The sequence below is a fragment of the Aurantiacibacter sp. MUD11 genome (assembly GCF_026967575.1).
Lineage (GTDB): Bacteria > Pseudomonadota > Alphaproteobacteria > Sphingomonadales > Sphingomonadaceae > Alteraurantiacibacter.
Map to the genome: position 1 here is coordinate 1,159,841 of NZ_CP114054.1, position 25,184 is coordinate 1,185,024.

27 protein-coding genes are annotated in these 25,184 nt (G+C 65.6%); 13 read left to right on the forward strand and 14 right to left on the reverse strand.

What is annotated here, in order from left to right:
* Nucleotides 1-78: 78 nt before the first annotated feature.
* Nucleotides 79-930 carry an arginyltransferase gene (locus OZN62_RS05825; RefSeq protein WP_269101837.1) on the reverse strand — a complete coding sequence of 284 codons (852 nt, stop codon included), beginning with the start codon at nucleotides 928-930 and terminating at the stop codon, nucleotides 79-81.
* A 171-nt stretch (nucleotides 931-1,101) separates the two neighbouring features.
* Entirely contained in the window at nucleotides 1,102-2,340 is a 1,239-nt protein-coding gene (locus OZN62_RS05830; protein ID WP_269101838.1) for a threonine ammonia-lyase, read from the reverse strand.
* Nucleotides 2,341-2,454: 114 nt separating this feature from the next.
* Between OZN62_RS05830 and OZN62_RS05835 the strand changes: the two genes are divergently transcribed.
* The 3 genes from OZN62_RS05835 (at nucleotide 2,455) to OZN62_RS05845 (ending at nucleotide 5,357) form a co-directional block, all read left to right on the forward strand.
* A complete protein-coding gene (locus tag OZN62_RS05835; protein WP_269101839.1) occupies nucleotides 2,455-3,342 on the forward strand; it encodes an NAD(P)-dependent oxidoreductase in 888 nt (295 codons plus the stop codon).
* Between the two features lies 1 nt (nucleotide 3,343).
* Nucleotides 3,344-5,014, forward strand: coding sequence for an amidohydrolase (locus OZN62_RS05840; protein WP_269101840.1), 1,671 nt, complete (start codon nucleotides 3,344-3,346; stop codon nucleotides 5,012-5,014).
* Between the two features lie 109 nt (nucleotides 5,015-5,123).
* Nucleotides 5,124-5,357, forward strand: coding sequence for a hypothetical protein (locus tag OZN62_RS05845; RefSeq protein ID WP_269101841.1), 234 nt, complete (start codon nucleotides 5,124-5,126; stop codon nucleotides 5,355-5,357).
* A gap of 78 nt (nucleotides 5,358-5,435) precedes the next feature.
* On the opposite strand, the gene tatC is transcribed toward OZN62_RS05845, so the two are convergent.
* The 9 genes from tatC to OZN62_RS05890 all read right to left on the reverse strand — a co-directional run bounded on the left by tatC (nucleotide 5,436) and on the right by OZN62_RS05890 (nucleotide 12,834).
* The gene (gene tatC / locus OZN62_RS05850) at nucleotides 5,436-6,251 is read right to left on the reverse strand and encodes a twin-arginine translocase subunit TatC (RefSeq protein ID WP_269101842.1); all 816 of its coding nucleotides are present in this window, start codon (nucleotides 6,249-6,251) and stop codon (nucleotides 5,436-5,438) included.
* A 3-nt stretch (nucleotides 6,252-6,254) separates the two neighbouring features.
* Nucleotides 6,255-6,701 (reverse strand): Sec-independent protein translocase protein TatB, encoded by a 447-nt coding sequence (tatB, locus tag OZN62_RS05855; RefSeq protein ID WP_269101843.1) that lies wholly within the window; start codon nucleotides 6,699-6,701, stop codon nucleotides 6,255-6,257.
* 22 nt (nucleotides 6,702-6,723) lie between these two features.
* The gene (gene tatA / locus OZN62_RS05860) at nucleotides 6,724-6,978 is read right to left on the reverse strand and encodes a twin-arginine translocase TatA/TatE family subunit (RefSeq protein WP_269101844.1); all 255 of its coding nucleotides are present in this window, start codon (nucleotides 6,976-6,978) and stop codon (nucleotides 6,724-6,726) included.
* Nucleotides 6,979-7,008: 30 nt separating this feature from the next.
* Complete coding sequence (gene scpB, locus OZN62_RS05865; RefSeq protein WP_269101845.1) at nucleotides 7,009-7,713, reverse strand: SMC-Scp complex subunit ScpB; 705 nt, start codon at nucleotides 7,711-7,713, stop codon at nucleotides 7,009-7,011.
* Nucleotides 7,706-8,572, reverse strand: a complete 867-nt coding sequence (locus OZN62_RS05870; RefSeq protein WP_269101846.1) for a segregation and condensation protein A — start codon at nucleotides 8,570-8,572, stop codon at nucleotides 7,706-7,708. Before OZN62_RS05870 ends, scpB begins: the two co-directional genes overlap by 8 nt.
* Nucleotides 8,569-9,588, reverse strand: coding sequence for a beta-N-acetylhexosaminidase (nagZ, locus tag OZN62_RS05875; protein WP_269101847.1), 1,020 nt, complete (start codon nucleotides 9,586-9,588; stop codon nucleotides 8,569-8,571). The genes OZN62_RS05870 and nagZ overlap by 4 nt, the downstream gene beginning before the upstream one ends.
* Nucleotides 9,589-9,661: 73 nt before the next feature.
* Nucleotides 9,662-10,354 (reverse strand): SPOR domain-containing protein, encoded by a 693-nt coding sequence (locus OZN62_RS05880; protein WP_269101849.1) that lies wholly within the window; start codon nucleotides 10,352-10,354, stop codon nucleotides 9,662-9,664.
* Nucleotides 10,355-10,357: 3 nt separating this feature from the next.
* A complete protein-coding gene (gene argS, locus OZN62_RS05885) occupies nucleotides 10,358-12,097 on the reverse strand; it encodes an arginine--tRNA ligase (RefSeq protein ID WP_269101851.1) in 1,740 nt (579 codons plus the stop codon).
* An 86-nt stretch (nucleotides 12,098-12,183) separates the two neighbouring features.
* Nucleotides 12,184-12,834 (reverse strand): hypothetical protein, encoded by a 651-nt coding sequence (locus OZN62_RS05890; protein WP_269101852.1) that lies wholly within the window; start codon nucleotides 12,832-12,834, stop codon nucleotides 12,184-12,186.
* Between the two features lie 85 nt (nucleotides 12,835-12,919).
* On the opposite strand from OZN62_RS05890, the gene ispH reads away from it, so the two are divergent.
* The 3 genes from ispH to rnhA are packed head-to-tail and all read left to right on the forward strand — an operon-like array spanning nucleotide 12,920 to nucleotide 15,308.
* Complete coding sequence (gene ispH / locus OZN62_RS05895; protein WP_269101854.1) at nucleotides 12,920-13,894, forward strand: 4-hydroxy-3-methylbut-2-enyl diphosphate reductase; 975 nt, start codon at nucleotides 12,920-12,922, stop codon at nucleotides 13,892-13,894.
* An 8-nt stretch (nucleotides 13,895-13,902) separates the two neighbouring features.
* Nucleotides 13,903-14,877, forward strand: a complete 975-nt coding sequence (gene thrB / locus OZN62_RS05900) for a homoserine kinase (protein ID WP_269101856.1) — start codon at nucleotides 13,903-13,905, stop codon at nucleotides 14,875-14,877.
* Nucleotides 14,874-15,308: a ribonuclease HI gene (gene rnhA / locus OZN62_RS05905; RefSeq protein WP_269101857.1), complete on the forward strand. Its 435-nt coding sequence runs from the start codon at nucleotides 14,874-14,876 to the stop codon at nucleotides 15,306-15,308. Before thrB ends, rnhA begins: the two co-directional genes overlap by 4 nt.
* 6 nt (nucleotides 15,309-15,314) lie before the next feature.
* Here the strand turns inward: rnhA and OZN62_RS05910 are convergent, their stop codons facing one another.
* From OZN62_RS05910 to OZN62_RS05920, 3 genes are all read right to left on the reverse strand, one after another.
* Nucleotides 15,315-15,491 (reverse strand): YegP family protein, encoded by a 177-nt coding sequence (locus tag OZN62_RS05910; RefSeq protein ID WP_269101858.1) that lies wholly within the window; start codon nucleotides 15,489-15,491, stop codon nucleotides 15,315-15,317.
* A gap of 61 nt (nucleotides 15,492-15,552) precedes the next feature.
* Nucleotides 15,553-16,662 (reverse strand): NAD(P)/FAD-dependent oxidoreductase, encoded by a 1,110-nt coding sequence (locus OZN62_RS05915; RefSeq protein ID WP_269101859.1) that lies wholly within the window; start codon nucleotides 16,660-16,662, stop codon nucleotides 15,553-15,555.
* Nucleotides 16,662-17,639 carry an alpha/beta hydrolase gene (locus OZN62_RS05920; protein WP_330848770.1) on the reverse strand — a complete coding sequence of 326 codons (978 nt, stop codon included), beginning with the start codon at nucleotides 17,637-17,639 and terminating at the stop codon, nucleotides 16,662-16,664. The genes OZN62_RS05915 and OZN62_RS05920 overlap by 1 nt, the downstream gene beginning before the upstream one ends.
* 79 nt (nucleotides 17,640-17,718) lie before the next feature.
* Between OZN62_RS05920 and OZN62_RS05925 the strand changes: the two genes are divergently transcribed.
* The 7 genes from OZN62_RS05925 (at nucleotide 17,719) to OZN62_RS05955 (ending at nucleotide 25,122) form a co-directional block, all read left to right on the forward strand.
* Nucleotides 17,719-18,234, forward strand: coding sequence for an A24 family peptidase (locus tag OZN62_RS05925; RefSeq protein WP_269101860.1), 516 nt, complete (start codon nucleotides 17,719-17,721; stop codon nucleotides 18,232-18,234).
* A 75-nt stretch (nucleotides 18,235-18,309) separates the two neighbouring features.
* On the forward strand, nucleotides 18,310-19,410 hold the full coding sequence (gene cpaB, locus OZN62_RS05930; RefSeq protein WP_269101862.1) for a Flp pilus assembly protein CpaB: 1,101 nt from the start codon (nucleotides 18,310-18,312) through the stop codon (nucleotides 19,408-19,410).
* Nucleotides 19,411-19,475: 65 nt separating this feature from the next.
* Nucleotides 19,476-21,071 (forward strand): type II and III secretion system protein family protein, encoded by a 1,596-nt coding sequence (locus OZN62_RS05935; protein ID WP_269101864.1) that lies wholly within the window; start codon nucleotides 19,476-19,478, stop codon nucleotides 21,069-21,071.
* Nucleotides 21,072-21,076: 5 nt separating this feature from the next.
* Nucleotides 21,077-21,730 carry a CpaD family pilus assembly protein gene (locus OZN62_RS05940; RefSeq protein WP_269101866.1) on the forward strand — a complete coding sequence of 218 codons (654 nt, stop codon included), beginning with the start codon at nucleotides 21,077-21,079 and terminating at the stop codon, nucleotides 21,728-21,730.
* A gap of 3 nt (nucleotides 21,731-21,733) precedes the next feature.
* Nucleotides 21,734-23,032, forward strand: coding sequence for a pilus assembly protein CpaE (locus OZN62_RS05945; RefSeq protein ID WP_269101868.1), 1,299 nt, complete (start codon nucleotides 21,734-21,736; stop codon nucleotides 23,030-23,032).
* 79 nt (nucleotides 23,033-23,111) lie between these two features.
* On the forward strand, nucleotides 23,112-24,083 hold the full coding sequence (locus tag OZN62_RS05950) for a type II secretion system F family protein (RefSeq protein WP_269101869.1): 972 nt from the start codon (nucleotides 23,112-23,114) through the stop codon (nucleotides 24,081-24,083).
* Nucleotides 24,084-24,108: 25 nt separating this feature from the next.
* Complete coding sequence (locus tag OZN62_RS05955) at nucleotides 24,109-25,122, forward strand: type II secretion system F family protein (RefSeq protein WP_269102117.1); 1,014 nt, start codon at nucleotides 24,109-24,111, stop codon at nucleotides 25,120-25,122.
* Nucleotides 25,123-25,184: the final 62 nt, after the last annotated feature.

The following is a 25,184-nucleotide window of genomic DNA, read 5'->3' on the forward strand; positions in this document are numbered from 1 at the left end:
TGCGCGGCGACCGGCTGGGCCAGAACCGCAAGCGCCGCGGCCAGCGCGGTGGAAGAGACACGGGAATTTCGGATAGGCTCAGGCCAGCTTGAATTCGCGCTGCAGGCCAGGGGTGTTGTCCTTGCCACCGCCATCGGCGGCCGGTTCGCAACTGCCAGCAGACTGCGCCACGTTCTCGATAAGGCGTTTCTGCTCATCATCGCCAAGCCTGCGCCAGCCTTCGGGACCAAGTACTTCGAGCGGGCGGAAGCGCACCTTGTACTGCATGCGCTGCGATCCTTCGACCCAATAGCCGAGGTAAACGAAAGGCAGGCCTGCCTCCGCCGCACGGCTGATGTGATCGAGAATGACGAAGTTGCCAAGCCCGCTACGGTCCTCAAGCTCCGGGTCGTAGAAGCTGTAGATCATCGACAACCCGTCCCCCTGCCGGTCTGTCAGGCACGCGGCGACAAGTCGTCCCGGCCCGCCATCGGCAGAAGGTTCTCTGTACTCGATTACAAAGCTGGAAACGCTGGTGTGTTCCACCATGTCGGCATAATCCACCTCGTCCATGGCAGCCATGCCGCCGCCGGGGTGGCGATGTTCGAGATAGCGTTGCAGCAGGGCGAACTGCTCGCTGGTCGCCCACGGACGACATTCGGTGACGATCAGATCGGCGTTGCGATTGAGCGTCCGGCGCTGCGCCTTGGACGGCTTGAAATCCAGGGCCGCCACCCGCACCGAAACGCAGGCACGGCAACCCTCGCAGCTGGGACGATAGGCCACGGTCTGGCTACGGCGGAAGCCGATCCGGCCCAGCGCATCGTTCAGCTGTTCGGCATGCGGGCCCTTCAGTTCCGTGAACACCTTGCGTTCCGTCCTGCCCGGCAGATACGGACACGGCGCGGGGCTGGTCACGAAAAAGCGGGGAAAGCGAACGGGGGCCGTCACGGGGCTGTACAGGTCCTTATGGCTCGGTTGCGACGCATATCGCCGCTTTACCGTGCAGCCTTATGACCACAGGGATTCGCGACGTTGAACCATATTAACCATAAAAGGCGCGCAACTGACCATTAATTTCCACAAATTGCTTTTGTGGCTCGGTTAACGGCCCAAAAGGGGTCAGTTCAATTCCACCTGCGTAACGTGATAGCCCTTGTTGGTGAGCGACTTGACCAGCGCCTCCAACTGCTCGCGATCGCGCGCTTCGCACTCGATATCGGTCACCAGGCCCTTGGCCGGCAGGTTGGTGAAGATGCGCTGGTGGTAAATCTCGATGATGTTGACGTTGTGCTTGTCGAACTCGCGCATCACCTTGAACAGCGCCCCGGGGCGATCCTGCAGGGTGATCTGCAGGCGCGCCAGGCGGCCCGAACGGGCTAGGTCGCGCAGCAGCACGTTGGCCAGCAGGCGGGTGTCGATATTGCCGCCGCACAGCACCAGGCCGACCTTCTTGCCGGCGAAGCGGTCACGATGCGCCAGCACGGCGGCGAGGCCGGCCGCACCGGCACCCTCGACCACGGTCTTCTCGATCTGCAACAGCAGCGAAACCGCTTCTTCCAGGTGCGGCTCGTCCACCAGCAGGATGTCGTCGACCAGTTCCTCGATGATGCCCTGGGTAAACTTGCCCGGCTCCTTCACCGCGATGCCTTCGGCCAGCGTATCGCCGCCGCAGGGCATGTGCGTGCCGTGCCAGGCATTGTAGGACGAGGGATAGAGCCGCGCCTCGGCCCCGATCACGGTAACCGGCGGTTCCTGCGCCTTGGCCACGGTCGCCATGCCCGAGATCAGGCCGCCGCCGCCGATCGGCACGACGATGCAATCGAGTTCGGGCGCATCCTCGAACAATTCCAGCGCCACGGTGCCCTGCCCCGCAGCCACCTGCGGATCGTCGAAGGGATGGACGAAGGTGAGGCCCAGTTCCTGCTCCAGCTTGCGGGCATGGGCATAGGCCTCGTCGAAAGTCTCGCCCTCCAGCACCACCTTGCCGCCGACCGCCTCGGTCTGCATCACCTTCACCGTGGGCGTGGTGCGCGGCATCACGATGGTGACGGGTACGCCCAGCCGGGTGCCATGGTAGGACAGACCCTGCGAGTGGTTGCCCGCCGAAGCCGCGATCACGCCGCGCTGGCGCTGCTCGTCGGTCAGCTGCAGCAGCGCGTTGAGCGCGCCGCGTTCCTTGTAGGCGGCGGTGAACTGCAGGTTCTCGAACTTCAGCCAGATTTCCGCCCCGGTAATCTTCGACAGCGTCTGCGAATGCATGGTCGGCGTGCGCACGACGGCGCCCTTGATGCGCTCGGCGGCAGCACGCACGTCATCCACGGTCAGCGTGGGGCTCAGGCTGGTCTCGGTTCCCATCATGGATGGTGCGCCTAGAGCAACTGCGCGCCCGTGCAAATAGGCAGCGCGCTTTCGCTGCACAAAGATTGCCCGTGGTGATTGTAATGCCGCACCAGATTGGGCATCGCACGCGCCATGAGCAAAATTGCATTTCTGGGCCTGGGCGTGATGGGCGGACCGATGGCCGGACACCTCGCCCGCGCCGGGCATGACGTCACCGGCTACAACCGCACCGCCAGCCGGGCCGCCGAATGGCAGGCGCGGCTGGCCGACGAAGGCGTGAAGGTCGCCACGGCGCCCACGGCGGCCGAGGCCGTGACCGGCTGCGATGTCGTGCTCGCCTGCCTCGGCAACGACGCCGATGTGGCCGGCGTGATGCTGGGCGATGACGGCGCTCTGGCGGCCATGGACGAACCGGCCCTGTTCATCGATCACACCACGGTTTCCCCGGCGTTGGCAGAGGAACTGGCCGACGCGGCACTGCAACGGAACATCGATTTCGTCGACGCGCCGGTATCCGGCGGACAGGCCGGGGCCGAGAACGGCAAGCTGGCCATCATGTGCGGCGGCACCGCGCAGGCGATGGAGCTGGCGACCCCGATCATGCAGGCCTATGCCGCGCGCATCGTCCATATCGGCAAGGCCGGTGCCGGACAGGCGTGCAAGGCGGTGAACCAGGTCTGCATCGCGGGCGTGCTGGCGGGCCTTTCCGAAGGCGTGCGGCTGGCGCAGGCGACCGGGGTGGATACCGACAAGGTGCTCGAAGCCATCAGCGGCGGCGCGGCGCAAAGCTGGCAGATGGAAAACCGCTGGCAGACCATGGTGAAGGGCGAATTCGATTTCGGTTTCGCCATCGACTGGATGCGCAAGGACCTGGCCATTGCCCTTTCCGAGGCGAAGGACGCCGGCCTGTCGCTGCCGGTCACCGCACTGGTCGACCAGTTCTATGCCCAGGTCCAATCGCAAGGCGGCGCGCGGCAGGACACCAGCGCGCTGATCCGCCATTTGCCGGAGACGAAGTAAGATGAACCTGCGTATCGCGGCTTCTGCCGCAGCCCTTTCGCTCGCCCTGCCCGCCCCTGCGCTGGCCGACACGCTGGTCGACAACATCGACGGCATCTCGGTCGGCCGCGACGGCACCATCGACCGCTTCACCGGCATGGTGATCGACGAGGATGGCCGCATTTCCGAACTGCTCGACTTCGGCGACCGACCCACGCGCGAAATCGAGTATCGCGTCGATGGCGAAGGTCGCGTGGTCGTTCCCGGCTTCGTCGACGGACACCTGCACCTGATGGGCATCGGTCTCGGCACGCTGGTGCTGGACCTGTCGATGACCAACTCGCTGGACGAAGCGCTGTCGCGCATCGCCGCCTATGCCGCTGCCTATCCGGACCGGCCGTGGATTATCGGTCGCGGCTGGAACCAGGAACGCTGGGGCCTCGGCCGCTTCCCCACCGCCGCCGAGCTGGACGCCGTGGTATCGGATCGTCCCGTGTGGCTGGAGCGTGTCGACGGTCATGCCAGCTGGGGCAACTCGCTTGCCCTGCAGGCAGGCAATGTCACCGCCGCCACGCCCGATCCCGCAGGCGGGCGGATTGAACGCATCGCCGGGTCACGCCAGCCTGCGGGCGTGCTGGTCGATGCGGCGGCCGCGCTGGTCAACGCGGCGGTCCCGCCGCCGCTGCCCGAAGACCGCGACCTGGCCCTGCACAATGCCCAGCGCCTGCTGCTGAGCAACGGCATCACTGCCATTGCCGACATGGGCACCAGCATCGAGGACTGGATGACCTTCCGCCGCGCCGGCGATGCAGGCAGGCTGCAACTGCGCGTCATGTCCTATGCCGACAGCGTGGACACCATGCTGCTGATCGGCGGCCCTGCGCCGACGCAATGGTTGTACGATGACCGGCTGCGCCTCAACGGGGTGAAGCTCTATCTCGACGGCGCGCTCGGCTCGCGCGGCGCGCTGCTCAACGCCGATTACGAGGACGATCACGGGAATCGCGGCTTGCCGCTGCTCTCGGGCACCCAGCTGCGCAACCTGATGAGCCGCGCCGCACTCGATAATTTCCAGGTGGCCGTGCACGCCATCGGCGATGCCGCCAATCGCGAGGCGCTCTACGCCATCGAGGAGCTGTCGCAGGATTACGGCGGTGATCGGCGCTGGCGCATCGAACATGCGCAGATCGTCGATCCGGCAGACCTGGCGCGGTTCGGCCAGCACGGCATCATCGCCTCGATGCAGCCGGTCCACCAGACCAGCGACATGTTCATGGCCGAATCCCGCCTCGGCCCGGATCGGCTGGGCGGCGCCTATGCCTGGCGTTCGATTCTGGAAACCGGCGGCGCGCTGGCCTTCGGTACCGATGCCCCGGTCGAGCCGGTCGACCCGCTGGCCGGGCTGGCCGTCGCCATCAGCCGCACCAATGCCGAGGGTGAACCGTTCGGTGGCTGGCGAGCGGAAGAGACGATCAGCCGCGAACAGGCGCTGGCCGCCTATACCGCCGGCGCCGCTTTCGCCGGCTTTGCCGAAGGGCGATTCGGCCGCCTTGCCGAAGGGGAACGCGCCGATTTCGTGATGCTCAGCGCCGATCCGCTGATGGCAAATCCGCAAGAGTTAAGGAATATCCAGGTGCTGGAGACGTGGATTGCCGGACAACGTGTTTACGATTTTGAATTAGAGCGTCGTTAAGGCTACACACCAATATTAAGTGCAATTGCCATATTTTTGTGTCTCGCCATTGCAACAAGGATGGTTTAGAGGCATTATCAAGGTTGGAATGCAAAAGGGTACTGAGTTCATGACGAAGAAGCTTTTCACCACCGTTGCTGCGTCCGTCGCTCTGATCGCGACGCCGGTCCTCGCGCAGGGTGCTGCTGCAGAGCGTGACGCCGCGCCGGTCGAACAGGCTGAACAGGGCGGTGGCGGTACCGATGAAGGTACGATCCTGGCGATCCTCGCCGCTATCGCGATTGCAGCCGGCATTGCCGTTGCCCTGGGTGGTGACGACGACACGCTGCCGACCAGCCCGTAAGCTAGCCTTACAGACTGATCGCAAGACGGGGCCCGCGTGGCCCCGTTTTCATATCTGCGGTAATTCTCCGGGATCGCCCTAGTCGGGCTTTTCCGTTTCCGGTTCGGCTGAAGCATCCTCGCCATTCGCAGCCAGCTTGGCATCGCGGCGCTCGGTCATCAGCATCAGCATCAGCGAGCCTTCGAACAGCAGGATCAGCGGCGCAGCCAGCACCAGCTGCGAGATCACGTCCGGCGGGGTGATGATCGCGGCAAGTGCGAAGACCAGCACGATCACGTACTTTCGCGCCGACACCAGCTGGCTGCGCGAGACCAGGCCTGCGCGGTTCAGCAGCATCAGCAATACCGGCAGCAGGAAGCTGGCACCGAAGGCCAGGATGAAGCGCATCACCAGGTCGAGGTATTGCCCCATCTCGGGCAAGGCTTCCGCCGGCAGGCCGCCCAGCTCGCCCTGGAAACCAAGGAACCACGGGAAGGCCAGCGGCATCACCACGAAATAGGCCAGGCTTGCACCTGCCGCGAAGAGCAGCGGCGTGGCGATCAGGAACGGCAGGAAAGCCCGCTTTTCGCGCGCGTAGAGGCCGGGCGCAATGAAGGCCCAGATCTGGTTGGCGATAATCGGGAAGGCCAGCAGGAAAGCGGCGAACAGCGCCACCTTGATCTCCACGAAAAAGGCACCGTAGAGCTGGGTGTAGACCAGCCGCCCCTCGCCCTCCGGGAAGGCGGCGGTAAGCGGGCGCACCAGCAGGCCGAAAATCTCGTCAGCGAAGTAGAAGCAGACGACGAAGGCCACCACGAGGGCCATGACCGCCCTCACCAACCGCCCGCGCAGCTCGATCAGGTGATCCATCAGCGGGGCCTGGGTGTCGTCGAGATCCTTGATCTTGAAGGCCATGGCTCAGCTATCCGCCTGCTTGGGCGCGGACGGCTCTGCCTTGGGAGCGGCTGCCTCGGCCGAACTGCCCTTGGCCGCCACTTCGGCGTCCGCCTCTGCCTGCGCCTTCGCCAGCGCCTCGTTGGCGGCGGCCTGTTCCTTGGCCAGCCGCTTCAGCTCGGCGGCCTTTTCCGGCGGATAGGCACCGGTCGGTTCCATTTCTGCCGGCGCCCCTTCGGGATGTTCGCGCATGATCTTCTCGTTCTGCGCTTTCCACTTCTTCTCCATGTCCTCCAGCTCGGCCTCGCGCACCATGGCGTCGAGACCGGCGCGGAAGTGGCCGGACATCTTGCGTACCTTGCCGATCCACCGGCCAGCAGTGCGCATGGCCAGCGGCATATCCTTGGGGCCGATCACCAGGATCGCCACCACAACGATAAGCAGCAATTCGGTCGCGCCGATATCGAACATCAATGGCGCCCGTCAGGAGTTGTCAGGAAGCGGTCTTGTCGCCCGCCGGGGCATTCTCGGCCGTTTCGGCAGCCGGCGCAGCTTCCTGCGCCGGGCCTTCGATCTTGGCAGCAGGCTTGGCTTCGGATTCGCCCTTGGCCTCGTCGCTCATGCCCTGGCGGAAGCTCTTCACGCCCTTGCCGAAATCACCCATCATCTCGCTGATCCGACCGCGCCCGAAGAGCACGAGGATCACCAGCGCGATGATCAGAAGCTGTACTGGTCCAATGCTACCCACGAATTATCTCCGAATGTGTTGGAGACCAAGTTAGGCGCTTTCGCCGGGGTTTTCCAGCGTATCCTCAGGATCGCCCTCGTCTTCGGGCGCATATTCGGCCTCTTCCGGCTCGTCGTCTCCGGAATCCTGCTCCTCGGAACGCTCGGCCATCATGTCGTCGTAGGCATCCTCGACCGGGTCGAGCAGGCCGGATGCCTTGAGTTCTGCCAATCCGGGCAGGTCCTTGCGGCTGGAAAGCCCGAAGTGGGTGAGGAATTCGGGAGTCGTCGCGTAAATCACCGGGCGACCGGGCACCTCGCGCCGTCCGGCAATCCGCACCCAGCCCGCCTCCATCAGCACGTCCAGCGTGCCACCGCTGGTCTGCACGCCGCGGATCGCCTCGATCTCGGCGCGGCTGACCGGCTCGTGATAGGCGATGATCGCCAGGACCTCGGTCGCGGCGCGACTCAGGCGGCGCAGCTGTTCCTTTTCCCGCCGCAGCAGGTGCGCCAGGTCGGGCGCGGTCTCGAAATGCCAGCGCTTGCCACGCTCGACGAGGTGGATGCCGCGCTCCGAATAGTGCTCTGCCAGGGTGGCCAGCGCGTCCTTCACCTCCGCTCCGCCAAGGTGCGCGCTGATCTGCTCGCGCGTCAGCGGCTCTTCCGAGGCGAAGAGGCAGGCCTCCACCGCCCGGACCAGATCGTCCGCCTCGACCCGCTGTTCATCGGACATCGCCTCGGTCTCGGCTTCAGGCATTGGCTTTCACCCGCCGCAGGTGCAGCGGCCCGAAGGTTTCTTCCTGCCGGATTTCCGCCTTGCCCAGCCGCGCCAGTTCCAGCGCGGCAACAAAGCTGGAGGCGAGCGCCGAACGCTTCAGGCGCGGTCCGGCATCGCCCGGCAGGAAGGTGCGGATCTCCATCCAGTCGAGCGAAACGCCGAGCATGGCCGAGACCCGGTCCAGCGCCGATTCGAGCGTCATCACCGGGCGATTGGCAACCATGTGCACCACCGGCTCGCTGCGCAGCTTCACCTGCCCATAGGCATGCACCAGGCTGTACCAGTCGCACTGCCAGTGGTTCTTCTTGAGGATCTTCAGCCCTTCCGGCGCGCCGCGCGCAAAGACGTCGCGGCCCAGCCGGTCGCGCGCCATCAGCCGGGCGCCAGCCTCGCGCATCGCGCCCAGCCGTTGCAGCCGTAGCTGCAGCTTGAGTGCCAGTTCTTCCGGCGAGGGATCTTCCTGCTCGTCCTTGGGCAGCAGCAGGGCGGACTTCAGGTAAGCCAGCCACGCCGCCATCACCAGGTAATCGGCTGCAATTTCCAGCTTCAGCGCCTCGGCGCGCTCGATATAGGCGATGTACTGGTCGACCAGCGCAAGGATGGAGATCGACTTGAGATCGACCTTCTGCCGCCGCGCCAGGTCCAGCAGCATGTCGAGCGGGCCTTCCCAGCCGTCCAGTTCCAGGTAGAGCGCGTTCTTGTCCGACGTGCCGGGCGCGGCGATGCCCTGCCATTCGTCCTCGTGCTGCTCTGGCGCATTATCCCTGGGCAGGGTGCCGCCTTCCAGCAGGTCACCCGTTTCGTTGTGCGGGACGAGGTTGTTGCCGTCTTCGGTCATGCCCGCTCCGCCATCAGTTCGAGCAGGCTGTCACGCGCGGCGAGCAGTTCGGCACGCGGCGTGTCGTCGCTGACCGTGCCGGCACCGGCCATGGCGCGCTCCAGCCGCTGCAAGGTATCTTCGGAAGCATCGGGCAGGCGCTCCGCCGTGGCTGCCATGTCGTCCAGCTTGCCCCAGCAATTGAGCACCAGATCGCAGCCCGCCGCGATGGCACGTTCGGAGCGTTCCGGAATGCTGCCCTCGAGTGCCTCCATGTCGATATCGTCGGACAACAGCAGTCCGGCAAAACCGATCCGCTTGCGGATGATCTCGGAGATCACGAATTCTGACTGGGTCGCGGGGTTCTGCGCATCCCAGGCGGTGAAGCGGATATGCGCGGTCATCGCCATCGGTGCGTCGGCCAGCTTGCGGAACGGCGCGATGTCGGTGGCCAGCTCTTCCTCGCTGGCGGTGACGGTGGGCAGGTCCTTGTGGCTGTCGACCATGGCGCGGCCATGGCCCGGCATGTGCTTGATGCACCCCACCACGCCGCCGCGCGCTAGCCCGTCCAGCGTGGCGCGACCCAGCGCCGCCACCTGCATCGGCTCACGCCCCAGCGCGCGGTCGCCGATCACGTCGTGCGCGCCCTCCACCGGGATATCGAGCACCGGATGGTAGTCCACCGTGATACCGACCTCGGCAAGGTCCGCCGCCAGCAGTTGCGCATTGGCGCGGATAGCCTGGATCGCGCTGGCCGGCGCGAGGTCGTACAGCTTGGCGAAGAGGCCGGGTGCGGGATAGGCGTCCCACTCGGGCGGCTTCATCCGCGCGACGCGACCGCCTTCCTGGTCGATGCTGATCAGCAGGTTCTCGCTGCCATGCAGGTCGCGCAGGGAATCGGTCAGCGCGCGCAGTTGCTCGCGGTTTTCGACGTTGCGCCCGAACAGGATGTAGCCCGCCGGTTGCGCCTGTTTGAACAGGGCGCGCTCGTCCGCCGTCAGAACCGGGCCGGAGAGGCTGAAGATCGCGGGCGTCATCCGCTCAGAATAGGCCGAAAAGCTTGCCAAGGTGCAAGTGCGATGGCGCTACCCATCGGGGAAAACGCCCGCCTTAGCGGATGTAGCAGTCCCCGCCTGCGTTACGGATGGCGCGGCAGGCCGCTTCGCCAGCTGCCTGGTTGGGTGCCACCGCCTGCAAACGGTAGACGGTCGCGCCGTTCACCTGCGCCTCCAGCACGCGGTAGTCCATGCGCGCAAGCGCATCCGCATAGCGGTTGCTGGCGCTCACCCAGGCGGCATTGGCATCGCCGCGGCTGGTGAAGGCCCCGATCTGGACATAGGTCGTGCCCGCAGGGGCCGCCGGGGTGGCCGCTTCGCCCTGACTGCGGTCGATGCTCGGCTGCGGGTCTTCCTCGCCGGCATCCGCCAGGCGGCCGCGCTGCGATTCGCCTTCGGCCACCTGGTAAGCGGTGTCGCCGGTCCCCTCGACCTCGCGGCCGCCGGGATCTTCCGGACGCTGCTTGTAGGGACCGTCGGGCGCTTCGATGGTGCTGCCATCGGCAACCAGTTCGGGATCGTCACTTTCCTGGCTCAGCCACCAGCCCGCGAACAGGACCGCCGCGATCACCAGCAGGCCGATCAGCGCGATCCAGATCAGCCGCGCGTCGAAACCGCCTTCGTCTTCGTAATAGCCATCGTCCTCGAGCCACGGCAGGTCGTCGTCGCCATCGTCCAGCGCAAGCTGTTCAGCAGCCTCGAAAGCCTCGCCGTTCTCGTCCTCCGGATCCCCAGCCGGATAGGTCATGGCCTACAGTTCCTCCACTGCCTCGACACCCAATATGCCGAGCCCGTTGCGGATTACCTGCCCTATTTGCGTGGCGAGGAAAAGCCGGGCAGCGGAGAGTTCAGGCTGCTGTGCCACGATGATGCGCTTTTCCGGGTCGTCGTTGCCGAGGTTCCAGAAGGCGTGGAAGGCGGCGGCCAGATCATACAGGTAGAAGGCGATGCGGTGCGGTTCGCGGGCGCGCGCGGCGGCTTCCACCTCGCGCGGGAACTGCGCGGCGGCCTTGATCAGGGTCAGTTCGTCCTCGCCCAGCAGGTCCAGCTTGTCGGCGGCCGGGGCCAGCCCCTCGTCCTTCGCCTTGCGCAGGATCGAGCAGATCCGGGCATGGGCATACTGGACGTAGAAAACTGGATTGTCCTTCGACGCCTCGACCACCTTGGCGAAGTCAAAATCCATCTGCGCTTCGGGCTTGCGGGTGAGCATGGTGAACCGCACCACGTCCTTGCCCACTTCCTCCACCATGTCGGCGATGGTGACGAAGTTGCCGCTCCGCTTGGACATCTTGGCCGGTTCGCCATCGCGCAGCAGCTGCACCATCTGCACCAGCTTCACGTCGAAGGGGATCGGCTTGCCCTGCCCTTCCGAAAGCGCGGCCACGGCAGCCTTGATGCGCTTCACCGTACCGGCATGGTCCGCGCCCCAGATATCGATCAGCGCATCGGCGTTCTCGGCCTTCTGCATGTGATAGGCGAGGTCGGCACCGAAATAGGTCCACTTGCCGTCAGACTTCTTGATCGGGCGATCCTGATCGTCGCCAAACTTCGTGCTGCGAAACAGCGGCAGCTCGACCGGCTCCCAGTCGTCGATGGTCTTGCCCTTGGGCTTTTCCAGCACGCCATCGTAGACGAGGTCGTGCTCACGCAGCCAGGCTTCGGCGGCTTCGGGCTTCTTCGCCGCCTGCAGGGCCGCCTCGGAAGCGAAGACGTCATGCTCGATGCCCAGCAGCGCGAGGTCGGACTTGATGACTTCCATCATCCGCTCGACCGCGAAGGCGCGGAACAGCGGCAGCCATTCCTGTTCCGGCTCGTTCTGGAACCGGTCGCCGAATTCCTCGGCGGCAGCCTTGCCTACCGGAACGAGGTAGTCGCCGGGGTAGAAGCCTTCGGGAATCTCGCCGATGTCCTCACCCAGCGCCTCGCAATAGCGCAGGTGCGCCGACCGGGCGAGCGTATCCACCTGCCCACCAGCGTCGTTGACGTAGTATTCGCGGATGACCTTGTGGCCGGCATGTTCCAGCAGGCTGGACAGCGCGTCGCCCACGACCGCGCCGCGGCAGTGGCCCATGTGCATCGGCCCGGTGGGGTTGGCGGAAACATATTCCACGTTCACCCGCGTGCCAGCGCCCATGCTGGACTTGCCATAGTCGTCGCCCATGGCGGCGATGGCGGAAAGCTCGTCCGTCCAGCTCTGCGGGGCGAGCCGCAGGTTGATGAAGCCTGGCCCGGCAATCTCTGCCGAGGTGATGGCGGGATCGCGCTGCAGGTGCTCCACGATGGCTTCGGCCAGCGCGCGCGGGTTGGTCTTGGCGGCCTTCGCCAGCACCATGGCGGCATTGGTCGCCAGATCACCGTGCGAAGGGTCGCGCGGCGGCTCCACGCTCACATTGGCGCGGCTGGTTCCGGGCGGCAGCTTGCCTTCCGCCTCCATCGCGGCGAGCACGGCATCGATCTTGGCCGCATAGGCGGCGTACAGCGTATCGGTCATATAACTATCAGCCCCCGAACAGGCGGGAGCCTCCCTGCAACAGGGCCCCGCCTTTGCGGGGACTCAGCAATTTTTCAAGGGCGCAATCAGCGCGTGGCGTTGTAGGCGAGCTGGTCCTCGGTCAGCTGGAAGCCGACCAGCAGCTCGAAAGTGGCGCGGGCGATGGCGGCGCGAACATCGGGCTCGGTGAGCGGGTCGATGGCGGCCGACTGGTCACCCGCGCGGCGTCGTCGCGTGATCCGTTCGCGAATCTCGGGCGGCAGCGTCGCTTCGGCGCGGTCGACATAGGCACCCGCAGTGCCGCTGGCCTGCGCGCGCGCCTGACCGGGGGCAAAGGTGAGTTCGACGGTGCCGATACGCTTCGCCACCACCGAGTTGCCACCGCGCGTCACGGTGGCAAAATAGGGCAGCGTTACGGTGCGCGGACCGGCCGTGTTGGTGCGCGAAGCGATGACGTCGAAGGTGGCAGTGGCATAGACCTGCTCGCCGGTCTCGTCGCACTGGCTGCGGACATTGGTAATCGCCGCGGTTACGTCAATCGCGTCGGCGGTGCGGGCATCGGCGGGCGAGAACAGGGTGACGTCGCCAGTGAAATCGGGAACGCCGACTGCAGGGCAGACCGAGCGCAGCGCGGTGATGCCCACGCCCTGCTCCACCACGATATCGCCTTCGCTGCGGCAACCGCCCAGTGCGGCAAGGCCTGCGAGAGCAGCGACTATTGCGATCCGAGCGTTCATTCCCATTCCTTATGTCCAAGCATTCGCCAGAAAGAGCGCTCCCTAGCCCTTTCACCCTATGCCGACAACCGCTAGAGACGCCTGCATGAACGCCCCCTTTCAGGAAAACCCCGCTTCCGGCGAAAAAAAGCCGCTGACCGTGTTGATCGCAGCGCCCCGCGGCTTCTGCGCCGGTGTCGATCGCGCGATCGAGATCGTCGAGAAGGCGATCGAGAAATACGGTGCGCCGGTCTATGTCCGTCACGAAATCGTGCACAACCGCTTCGTGGTCGACGGTCTGAAGGAAAAGGGCGCGATCTTCGTGGAGGAACTGGACGAGGTGCCGGACGACATGCCGGTGGTGTTCAGCGCCCACGGCGTGCCCAAGTCGGTGCCGGCCGAGGCCGAACGACGCGAGATGATCTATGTCGATGCCACCTGCCCGCTGGTGTCCAAGGTGCACCGTCAGGCGGAACGCCAGATCGAGAAGGGGCAGCACATCATCTTCATCGGCCATGCCGGCCATCCCGAGGTAATCGGCACCATGGGCCAGGTGCCCGACGGCCAGATGACGCTGGTCGAAACCGTGGAAGACGTCGCCACGCTGCCGTTCACGCAGGAAGACAGCCTGTCGTTCCTGACGCAGACGACCCTGTCGGTGGACGACACCGCCGAAATCGTGCTGGCCCTGCAGGCGCGCTATCCACAAATCGTCGCGCCCAAGGCGGAGGACATCTGCTACGCCACGTCGAACCGCCAGGAAGCCGTGAAAGCCATGGCTCCTTCGTGCGACCTGGTGCTGGTGATCGGCGCGCCCAATTCGTCCAATTCGCTGCGGCTGGTCGAGGTTGCCGAACGCATGGGCACCGACGCGAAGCTGATCCAGCGCGCATCCGAGATCGATCCCGCCTGGCTCGACGGTGTCGGCGCGGTTGGCGTCACCGCCGGCGCCAGCGCGCCCGAGCTGCTGGTGCGCGAAGTGGTGGCTCAGCTGCGCGAGTGGCGCGCGGTAGAGGAATCCACGGTGAAGACCGCCGAGGAGAAGATGACCTTCAAGCTGCCGCGCCAGTTGCTCGATTAGGAAGTGCCTTGGCGGTCTACACGCAACTTTCCGCAGAGACGCTGGCCGCGCTGATCGGCCAGTACGATGTCGGCGAGCTGGTGTCGGCCAAGGGCATTGCCGAGGGCGTTTCCAATTCCAACTGGCTGGTCGAGACTACCGGCGGCCCGGATGGCCGGACGCGGTTCATCCTGACCATGTACGAACGCCGGATCGAACTGGCGGACCTGCCCTTCTTCCTCGACCTGCTGGACCATCTTGCCGCGCACGGCTGCCCGGTGCCGCACACCATCCATGATCGCGACGGCGCATCGCATCGCCTGCTGGGCGAGAAAGCGGTCGCGCTGATCGAATTCCTGCCGGGCGTCTCGGTCGACGAGCCGACGCCGGCCCAGGCCCGCAATGTCGGCAAGGTGCTGGCGCAGATGCATGCCGCCGCGCAGGATTTTTCGGCCAGCCGCGCGAACGATCTCGGCCCCGATGCCTCGGCCCAGGTGCTGGCGGACTGCGGAGCAGCGGCGCTGGCACAGATCGATCCGGCACTGTCCGCGATGATCGATGTCGCCGCGCAGGTGGCGGGAGAATGGCCGGAGGGCCTGCCGACCTCGGTGATCCATTCGGACCTGTTCCCCGACAACGTGCTGATGCTGGGCGACCGGGTCAGCGCGCTCATCGACTTCTACTTCGCCTGCAACGACGCGATGGCCTACGACCTTGCCGTGACCCATGCGGCGTGGAGCTTCAGCGGCGATGGCCGCGGCTTCCGGCAGGACGTGGGCGATGCCCTGATTGCAGGTTACGAGAGCGAGCGCCTGTTGGGCGAAGCCGAACGCGCGGCGCTGCCGATACTGGCACAGGGCGCGACGCTGCGCTTCATCTCCAGCCGCGCGTTCGACTGGATCGACACGCCGGAAGGCGCGCTGGTGACGAAGAAGGACCCGATGGATTTCGTGCGGCGGCTGGAATTCTACCGCGCGCAAGGGGCGGCAGCTTTCGGCGCATGACCAAGGTAGAGATTTTCACCGACGGGGCCTGCAAGGGCAATCCCGGCCCGGGCGGCTGGGGCGCGATCCTGCGCAGCGGCGGCAAGGAAAAGGAACTGTCCGGCAGCGATGCCGAAACGACCAACAACCGCATGGAACTGACAGCGGCCATAGAGGCACTGAAAGCGCTCAAGAGGCCCTGCGAGATCGCGCTGCACACCGACAGCAAGTACATGATCGACGGGATCACCAAGTGGATCCACGGTTGGCGCAGGAATGGCTGGAAGAATGCGGCGAAGAAGCCGGTGGCCAATGCCGATCTGTGGCAGGCGCTGGAAGCGGCGATGGAGCCGCACCGGATCGACTGGCACTGGGTCAAGGGCCATGCCGGCCATCCGGAAAACGAACGCGCCGACCGCCTCGCTTCCGATGCGGCCGACGCGGTTCGTTAGGAAAGCTTAGCTGTCGTCGACGACGTCGGCACCCGGGCCGTTCTTCTTGATCGACTCGATGGCGTTCTTGGCGCTGGACTTCGAGGCATAGCCCTCGGTCGAGAACATGATCTCGTCGTTGTACTTGAAACGTACGCGGAACTCGCCGGCCTTGTCCTTGTAGATCTGGAAATGATGAGCCATCGATTGGTTCTCCCGTTAGAATTGAATTGACGATGCACCATAACGCGAAAGTCGCGCTTGGCTATACCGTCAAAGGTGTAAAACGCGCGGGTTCGTAAAGATTGCCATCGAGCCGCTCGGTCATGGCGTCTCGCGGCAAGCCCAGCAGCAGCTGGGCGCCATACCGAGCCGCGGCGGGCGCGGTCTGGATGCCGTAGCCACCCTGTCCGGCGAACCAGAAGAAGCCCTCGACCTGCGGATCGCACCCGTACACCGGCAGGCGATCGGGCGAGAAGCTGCGCAGGCCCGCCCATTTGCGTTCCACTGCCTCGATCTTCCAGTCGACCACCTGTTCGAAGCGGTCGATGGCCAGTGCCACGTCGTATTCCTCGGGCGCGGCATCGCAGGGCTCGCTCGGCGTCTCGTCGTGCGGACTGAGCCACAGGCGGCGGTTGTCGGGACGGAAATAGAAATCGCCCGCTATGTCGAGCGTCAGCGGCAGGTCCGCCGGCGGTGCCGGGTCGACGCGCAATTGCGCCACCGTGCGCCGCAGCGGCTGGATACCGAGCGGCTGTGCGCCGCACAGCTGCGCCACCGGATCGGCCCAAGCACCCGCCGCATTGACGACGAGGTCTGCGCGCAAGGCACCGGCTGCGCCGAAATCCAGCAGCCAGCCCGGGCCATCGCGCTGCGCGGCTTCCAGCCGGTGGCGCGTACGCAGGTCGACGCCGCCGGCCTTGGCCCGTGCAAGGTAGTGCTGGTGCAGGCCGGCGACGTCGATATCGGCGCAATTGGGTTGGCTCAGCGCATGGTCCCAGCCCGCGCGCACGCCCGGCAGCAGCGCCTCCAGCCCGGCGCGGTCCAGCCGGTCGATGGTGACGCCGGCATCGCGGAAGGTCTCGAGGAACTTGTCCACCGCCTCGGCCTGTCCCGCGCGCGCGACATAGAGGCCGCCGCGCGGAGTGAGGAAACCGCCATCGCGCAGGTAGTCGCCCGACGCCAGCGTCAGCGGCACCACATCGGGGCCGCCGTAGCACTCCTCGTAGAAGGCCGCCGAACGGCCGGTGGTGTGATAGCCGGGGTAATCCTCGGCCTCGCACAGCACGACGCGGGCATGCGGCGCCAGTTCGGCAGCGATGCTGGCACCGGCCATGCCGGCCCCGATCACGGCAATTTCGTAGTGTTCAACCATCAGCCGAGGCGGCGCTCCAGGAAGTCGTCGATCTTGGCAAGCACCTTGTTCCGGATGTCATCGACTTCGCGCAGCATCTCGTGGCGCGCCTCGGCCCCGAAGACCAGCGACTCCGCATCGGGCAGGCGCGCCAGCACGGCGCGGATGGCTGCCGGGCTGACCAACTTGTCCTCGCTGGTGGCGATCACCAGCACGGGCAGGTCGACGCTTTCGGGCGCACCGCGCGCATGGATGGCGCGGATCGAATCGAACGAAGCCCGCACCCACCCCCAGCTGCCCGCACCCAGCTTGAGTTCGGGCCGATGCTCGCGCCACCACTTCTCGTCCTGGTAGCGCTCGTCGTCGTGGGTCAGCAGGTTCTGGCGCCGCTTGTTGATCTGGATCGGCTTCTCCCCCTTGCCCCAGGCGGCGCGCCTCTCGCCGCGCAGCCTGGCCATCAGCCGGGCAAAGCCGCGCTTGGCGAATAGCGGCATCAATTCGGGATGGACGTCCAGCATGGGCGCGGTCATCACCAGCGCGTCGGGCTTGGGTGACAGCGCCTTCTCGATCACTCCGCGCAGCACCAGGTGCCCGCCCATCGAATGGCCCATCAGCACGTGCGGCCCATCGGTATGGGTCACGAAGTCTTCCCACAGGTGGGCCAGGTCGGCGACCCAATCCATGAAATCGTCGACATGGCCGGTGTGCTCGTCCGCGCCAAAGCGGCCCGATCCGGCTTGCCCGCGCCAGTCGGCGGCGACCACCTGCCAGCCGTTCAGCCGCCAGTGCTCGAAAGCCTCGATATACTTTTCGTAAGCGTCGCCGCGTCCGGCCATGAACAGGATGGAACCGCGTTTCGGCGCATCCGCTTCGGGCGCGCCCCAGTCGATCCGGCGGATCTTGTGACCGTCGGCAGCTTCCCAAAGGCTCTCCTTCGCACTTGGCGGAATCGCCCTCCGGTCGAAGCTCGCGGGGACTGCGGTAATGGTTTGGCTAATTCCAACCTCCTGCGTGTGGTTACTTTTTGGTAAGCCATGCGCGCTAGCACAAGCCTCACAGGGATTTACCGGGGGCTTCATGCTAGACGATCCAATCAAGTACGGACTGCTTGCCGCCTTGGCAATTGCACTGCTGGTCGCGGCCTATACCGACCTGAAGAGCCGCCGTATCGCCAATTGGCTGAACGGCGCGATCGCGCTGGGCGCCCCGATTTTCTGGTGGGCCGCCGGCATCCCCTTCCTGCCCACCGACGGCTGGTTCGAACCGACCAGCATCGTGGCGCAGCTGGGCGTGGCGGTGATCACCTTCGCCATCCTTTCCGTGCTGTTTGCCATCCGCGCGATGGGCGGCGGCGACGTCAAGTTGCTGACCGCGCTGGCGCTGTGGATCGCCCCGGCACTGTACCTGAAACTGATCGTGATGATGGCGCTGCTCGGCGGCGTCCTCACCCTGGTCTTCGGCGGCTGGAACGTGATGCGCCGCCAGAAGAACCGCATCGCCATTCCATATGGCGTCGCCATCTCGGCGGCCGCCCTGTGGGTGCTCGGCTCCTTCTACATGCCGGTTTCGGCCATGGCCGGAGCTGCGCAGTGAACCTGATTTTAACCAATGCCGCCGTATCTGGCGGAAACCTTAACGCAAGGACCATCTGAGGGGGCTTGACGCACCATGGACAAGAAGAAGCTTATTCTGCTGGTAGGAGCGCTGATCATCGCGGTCGGCACTGCCCTTGCCGCGCGGAGCATGTTCGCCGGTGCTGCGGCACCTGAAGCTACGGCAGTCGAAGCCGAACCGCAGGGCCCGAAGGTCCTGGTGGCGAAGCGCGGCCTGCCGGTCGGCACCATCATCACTGCAGATGCCGTGGCTTACCAGCTGTGGCCGCAGGAACTGGTGCAGGATGCCTACTTCATCGATGGCGAGGCCGACATGGAATCGCTGCTGGGCACCGTTGTCCGCCACCAGATTACGGCTGGTGAACCGGTGACTCAGGGTTCGCTCGTAGCGCCTGGAGATCGCGGCTTCCTGGCTGCGGCGCTTGGCCCGGGCATGCGTGCCGTCACCGTGCCGGTGTCCGCGCGTACCGGTGTGGCCGGCTTCGTGTTCCCGGGTGATCGCGTGGACATGGTGCTGACCCAGACCGTCACCGGCGACGAGGGTGAAGCCCTGCGTACCTCGGAAACGATCCTTACCAACCTGCGCGTGCTGGCGACCGACCAGTCGACCGAAACCACCACCACCGAGGACGGCCGCACCGTGGTTCGTGCCTTCCGTACGGTGACGATGGAAGTGACGCCGCGCATCGCCGAAAAGATTGCCGTGGCCCAGACCATCGGCACGCTCAGCCTGTCGCTGCGCTCCATCGCCGACAACCAGGCCGAACTCGAACGCGCCATTGCCGCGGGCGAAGTCAACCTGCCGAACGATGCTTCCGCCGAGGAAGAAGAGAGCATCCTGCGGGCCGCCATGTCGCGTCCGGGTGAAGGTGCCACCACCTTCCAGACCGGCGGTGACGTGTCGCGCTTCCAGCGTCGCAGCCTGCCCCCGCGCGGTGGCGACGGCGGCAACAACGATCGCCAGCCGGCCATGGCCTACACCCCGGGTGTATCCGCTGACGCCACGCCCTCGGGCCCGACCGTCCGCGTAACCCGTGGCCAGACCACCGTGGTGACCCCGGTGGGCACGGGCGCCGGTGCGCTGCTCGACCGCCAGAGCCAGTCCATGAACCAGGGTGCACGTGTCGGTTCCGTCGGCATGTCCACGCTGCGGTGATCGCCATGAGCAAACTGAACACCCAATCCACTTCGCCGATAAACGCGAAAACGAAAGGCAAGACGATGACGAGCCGCCTTTTCAAGACCGTGCTGAGCGCAGCCTGCGCCCTTGCACCGCTGGCCGCCGTGCCGGCCGGCACCGCCAGTGCCCAGACCGCCGTCAGCCCGGCACAGGATATCGTCCTGTCGATCGGTCGCGGCGAGCTGATCACCGTTCCCGGCACCATGGCCGACATCTTCGTGTCGAACGACCAGGTCGCCGACGTGCAGGTGAAGAGCCAGCGCCAGCTGTATGTCTTCGGCCTGTCGGGCGGTGAGACCACGATCTACGCCAGCAACGCTGCCGGCGACATCATCTGGTCGGCCAATGTCCGCGTCGGTTCGAACATCGACTCCATCGACCAGATGCTGGGCCTGGCCATGCCGGAAGCCGACATCCGCGTCGCCACCATGGGCTCCAACACCGTGCTGCTGACCGGCACCGTGGCTGCTCCCGAGGATGCCTCGGAAGCCGAACGCCTGGTGCAGGCCTTCGTCGGTGACGATGCCAATGTCATCTCGCGTCTGCGCATGGCGACGCCGCTGCAGGTCAACCTGCGCGTCCGCTTCGCCGAAGTCAGCCGCTCGCTGGTTCGCAACCTCGGCGCCAACCTGACCACGATCGACAGTACCGGTGGTTTCCAGTTCGGTCTCGCTCGCGGTCGCACGGTGACCGAACAGTTCAACGCCCTCGGCGGTCCGCTGGGCATGGGCACCGCGATCGACGGCTGTGTTCCGCCGATCCTTCCGGACGGCACCTGCACCGGCACCATTCCGGGCACGGCCATCAACCCGGTCGAAGGCCAGACCACCCTGGGCGGCATCGGTGAATTCCTCGGCCTCGACATTGCCGGCGCGCTGGACCTCGGGGAAACCCGCGGCCTGGTGACCACGCTGTCGCAGCCGAACCTCACCGCCCTGTCGGGCGAAACGGCCGAATTCCTCGCCGGTGGCGAATTCCCGATCCCGCTGTCGCAGGGTCTGGGCACCACCACCGTCGAATACAAGAAGTTCGGTGTCAGCCTGGCCTACACGCCGACGGTGCTGGCCAACGGCCGCATCTCGATCCGCGTGCGTCCGGAAGTTTCCGAACTTTCGAGCCAGGGTTCGGTGACGCTGAACGGCTTCCAGATCCCCGCCCTCACCATCCGCCGCGCGGAAACCTCGGTGGAGCTGGGTTCGGGCGAAAGCATCATGATCGCCGGCCTGCTGTCGAACAACGCGCAGAACTCGATCGACCAGACTCCGGGCGTCGGCGACCTGCCGATCATCGGTAACCTGTTCCGCTCGACCAGCTTCCAGCGCGGCGAGACCGAGCTGGTCATCGTGATCACGCCGTACCTGGTGCGTCCGGTCGACGACCGCGACATCCACCTGCCGACGGACGGCTTCCAGGTGCCTGGCGCCATGGAACAGTTCCTGCTGGGTCGTGAAACCGCTGGCGTCAACGGCGCCACCCGTCCGGGTCCGCGCGCTGCCAACGAAGCGCCGGCCAATCCGGAAGTCAGCCTGATCGACCAGAACGGCACCGCACTTGCCGGCGGCGAAAGCCCGGCAGGCGCAGCAACCCAGACCGCCGCGGCCCCCACGCCCGGCTTCAGCATCGCTAACGGAGAGTGATCGCCATGACCAACAGCCTCAAACGCGCTGCCAGCTCTGTCCTGGCGATCTCGCTCGGCCTTGGCCTTGCCGCCTGCGGCACGGACTACGCCACCAACAACTACTCGCTCAACAGCGTCCGCCAGCCGGTCGTCGAGCGTAGCAACTTCGTGCTCGACCTGCGTACCAGCCAGGCTGGCCTCGACGGTCTCGAGCAGAGCCGCCTCGCCGACTGGTTCGAGACGCTCGACCTTGGCTATGGCGACCGCGTTGCCATCGACACCGCAGTCGAGAATCCCGCCGTGCGCGAGGACGTGGCTGCCGTGGCCGGACGCTTCGGCATCCTGCTGGCCGAGGGCGCCCCGGTAACCCAGGGCTATATCGATCCGGGCAATGTCCGCGTCGTGGTGACCCGCTCTACCGCCCATGTCCCGGGCTGCCCGGACTGGTCGGAAGGCTACGGCTTCGAGCGCGACAATTACACCTCCGACGGCTTCGGCTGCGCGGTGAACGGCAACCTGGCCGCGATGATCGCCGATCCGGAGCATCTGCTCGAAGGTGCCGAGGGCACGGGTGACACGGTCATCATGACCAGCAACCGCGCAATCGACTCCTATCGCAACCAGGAGCCGACCGGCTCCGGTGGTCTCCCGCAAGTCTCCTCTTCCGAAGGGAACTGATCGATGAACTCGCCTTTCAAAACCGGAGCCACGGGCAATCGCGACCCGTTTGCCGCCTATATCTGCGACGAGAACGCGCTGGACGTGCTGCGTCCCGTGGTGATCGAAATGGGCTGGGCGCCCGAGAAGTGCAACAAGGGTGGCCTGCGTAACGCCATCCAGTCGCTCTCGATCTCCGCCAGCCCGGCGATCCTGATGGTCGACCTGTCGGAAAGCGGTGACCCGCTGAACGACATCAACGCCCTGGCCGAGGTCTGCGAGCCCGGCACGGTGGTGATCGCCGTCGGCCAGGTGAACGACGTGCGCCTCTATCGCGACCTGCTCGCCAGCGGCATTCACGACTACCTGCTGAAGCCGCTGTCGGCCAGCCAGCTGCGCGACGCGCTGACGCAGGCGCAGGCCGTGTTTTCCGCTCCCCGCAATGCCGAGGGTGAAGGCGAACGCGAACATGTCTCCACCGCAGTGGTCGGCACGCGCGGCGGTGTGGGTGCTTCCACCCTCGCCACTTCGCTGGCCTGGCTGTTCGCTTCCGAACACCAGCGCTCGACCGCGCTGCTGGACCTCGACGTGCACTTCGGCACCGGCGCGCTGGCGCTGGACCTGGAGCCGGGCCGCGGCCTGACCGACGCGATCGAGAACCCCAGCCGCATCGACGGCCTGTTCATCGAACGCGCCATGATCCGCGCCAACGACAACCTGGCCATCATGTCTGCCGAAGCGCCGATCAATTCGCCGCTGATGACCGACGGCACCGCCTTCCTGCAACTGGAAGAGGAGTTCCGCCAGGCCTTCGACACTACCGTCATCGACCTGCCACGCAACATGCTGATCAACTTCCCGCACCTGCTGCAGGAAGTGAACGTCGTGACACTGGTGACCGAGCTGACGCTGGCTTCGGCGCGCGACACGATCCGCATCCTCAGCTGGCTGAAGCAGAACGCCCCGGCGGCGCATCCGCTGGTGGTCTGCAACAAGATGCAGAGCGGCGCAGCCGAAATCAGCAAGGCCGATTTCGAGGCCTCGATCGAACGCAAGATCAACTTCCAGATCCCGTTCGACCAGAAGGCCGCGGCCAATGCCGCCAAGCTGGGCCAGACCTTCATCGAAGCCAACAAGAGCTCGAAGACGGTCACCCCGATCCGCGAAATCGCCAGCATGATCGTCGGCGTGACCGAGGACGACGGCGCCAGCATCGAGCAGGCCGGACAGAAGGGCTCCATGCTCGGCAAGTTCGACCTCAAGTCGCTGCTGGGCGGCGCGACCAAGAAGAGCGCCGCTGCCGAAACCGAACCGGCTGAATAATACCGTGACGAGCGGGCGGGGCCCGGCCCCGCCCCTCGCTTGACCAAGTCAATTACGGACATGTGAAAGAAGGGTACCCATGAGCATCATCCAGCTCCTGCTTATTGCCGGTGGCCTCATGGGCCTGATGATCCTGGGCTACGTGCTGGCCACCGGCTCCTCGCCGGCCAAGGAAAGCCAGCGCCGCCTCCAGGCCGTGCGCTATCGCCACTCGCAAAGCACCGAGAACCGGGTCGAAAGCCAGCTGAAGAAGGCGATCGCCGCGCGTAAGCCGAAACAGTTTACGCGGGCCGGTGCCAACTCGCGCATGGAAGCCCTCGCCCAGCGGCTGGACCGCACCGGCATGGGCTGGAGCCTGTCGCAGTACTTCTACGCCTCGATCGGCCTTGGCCTGGTGGTGACCGCGCTGATGTACCTGCAAACGGGTGCCGCGCTGTTGTCGCTCGGTCTCGGCGTGCTGGCCGGTGCCGGCCTGCCGCACCTGGTCGTGAACTTCTTCATCAAGCGTCGCACCAACAACTTCAACGCCAAGTTCCCGGACGGGATCGAGCTGCTCGTGCGCGGTCTGCGCTCGGGCCTGCCCGTCACCGAGACGCTGGGCGTGGTGGCGCAGGAAGTGCCCGGCCCGGTGGGCCAGGAATTCCGCGCGGTGACCGAACGCATCAAGATCGGCCGCACCATGGAGGAAGCCCTCCAGGAAACGGCGGACAAGCTGGGTACGGCGGAATTCCAGTTCTTCGTCATCACGCTGGCTATCCAGCGCGAGACGGGTGGTAACCTGGCCGAGACGCTGTCCAACCTGTCGGACGTGCTGCGCAAGCGCGCCCAGATGAAGCTCAAGATCAAGGCGATGAGCTCGGAATCCAAGGCATCGGCCTACATCGTGGGTGCCCTGCCGTTCATCGTGTTCGGCCTGATCTACTGGATCAACCCGAACTATATCGGCGGCTTCTTCGAAGACGAGCGCCTGATCGTGACCGGCCTTGGCGGCCTGGTGTGGATGGGCATCGGCGCCGGCATCATGGCCAAGATGGTCAGCTTCGAAATCTGAGCCTGGAGGAACGAGAGAAATGCTGATGATCGCTCCCTCTTCCGGCCCCACGCTGCTCGGCGTCGACGTTGTCCTCGTCGGCTCGATCCTGGCCGGTATTGCCGCGCTCGCCATGGTCATGGCGGTCTATGCCGCGGTGACCGTGAAGGATCCGATGGCGAAGCGCGTGAAGGCGCTGAACGAACGCCGCGCGGAATTGAAATCCGGCATGCTGACGCAGGGTTCCAAGAAGCGCCAGAGCCTGACCCGCCGGTCGGAAACGACCGACAAGATGAAAGACACGCTGCAGGGCATGAAGGTCCTGCAGGAAAGCCAGGTCAAGATCATCCAGCAGAAGCTGGCGCAGGCGGGTTACCGCAACAAGGAACTGGCCATCATCATCATCTTCGCACGCATGGTGCTGCCGGTGGTGCTGGGCATGGTCGGCGTGGTGATCTTCTACTGGACCGACATGTTCCCCGACTGGGGCAGCATGAAGCGTTTCTTCGGCTTCGCCGCACTGGTGGCGCTGGGCTACAAGGGTCCGGAAATCTACCTGTCGAACGTCGCGCAGAAGCGTACCGCCGCGATCCAGAAGGGCCTGCCCGACGCGCTCGACCTGCTGGTCATCTGCGCCGAGGCCGGCCTGACCGTCGACGCCGCGTTCAACCGCGTCGCCAAGGAACTGGGCCGCGCCTATCCGGAACTGGGTGACGAATTCGCCCTGACCGCGATCGAACTGTCGTTCCTGACCGAACGCCGCCAGGCCTTCGAGAACCTCGCCTACCGTGTCGACCTCGACGCCGTACGCGGCGTGGTGACGACCATGGTGCAGACCGAACGCTACGGTACGCCGCTGGCTTCCGCCCTGCGCGTGCTCTCCGCCGAATTCCGTAACGAACGCATGATGCGCGCCGAGGAAAAGGCAGCCCGTCTGCCGGCGATCATGACCGTGCCGCTGATCCTGTTCATCCTGCCGGTGCTGTTCATCGTTATTCTCGGTCCGGCAGCCTGCTCAATCTCCGACGCCTTCTCGGGCGACGGCCCTCCGGGCAGCTAAGGCAGGACCGCCAAGGCAAGACACAAACCCCGCCCGGAGCGATCCGGGCGGGGTTTTGTTTT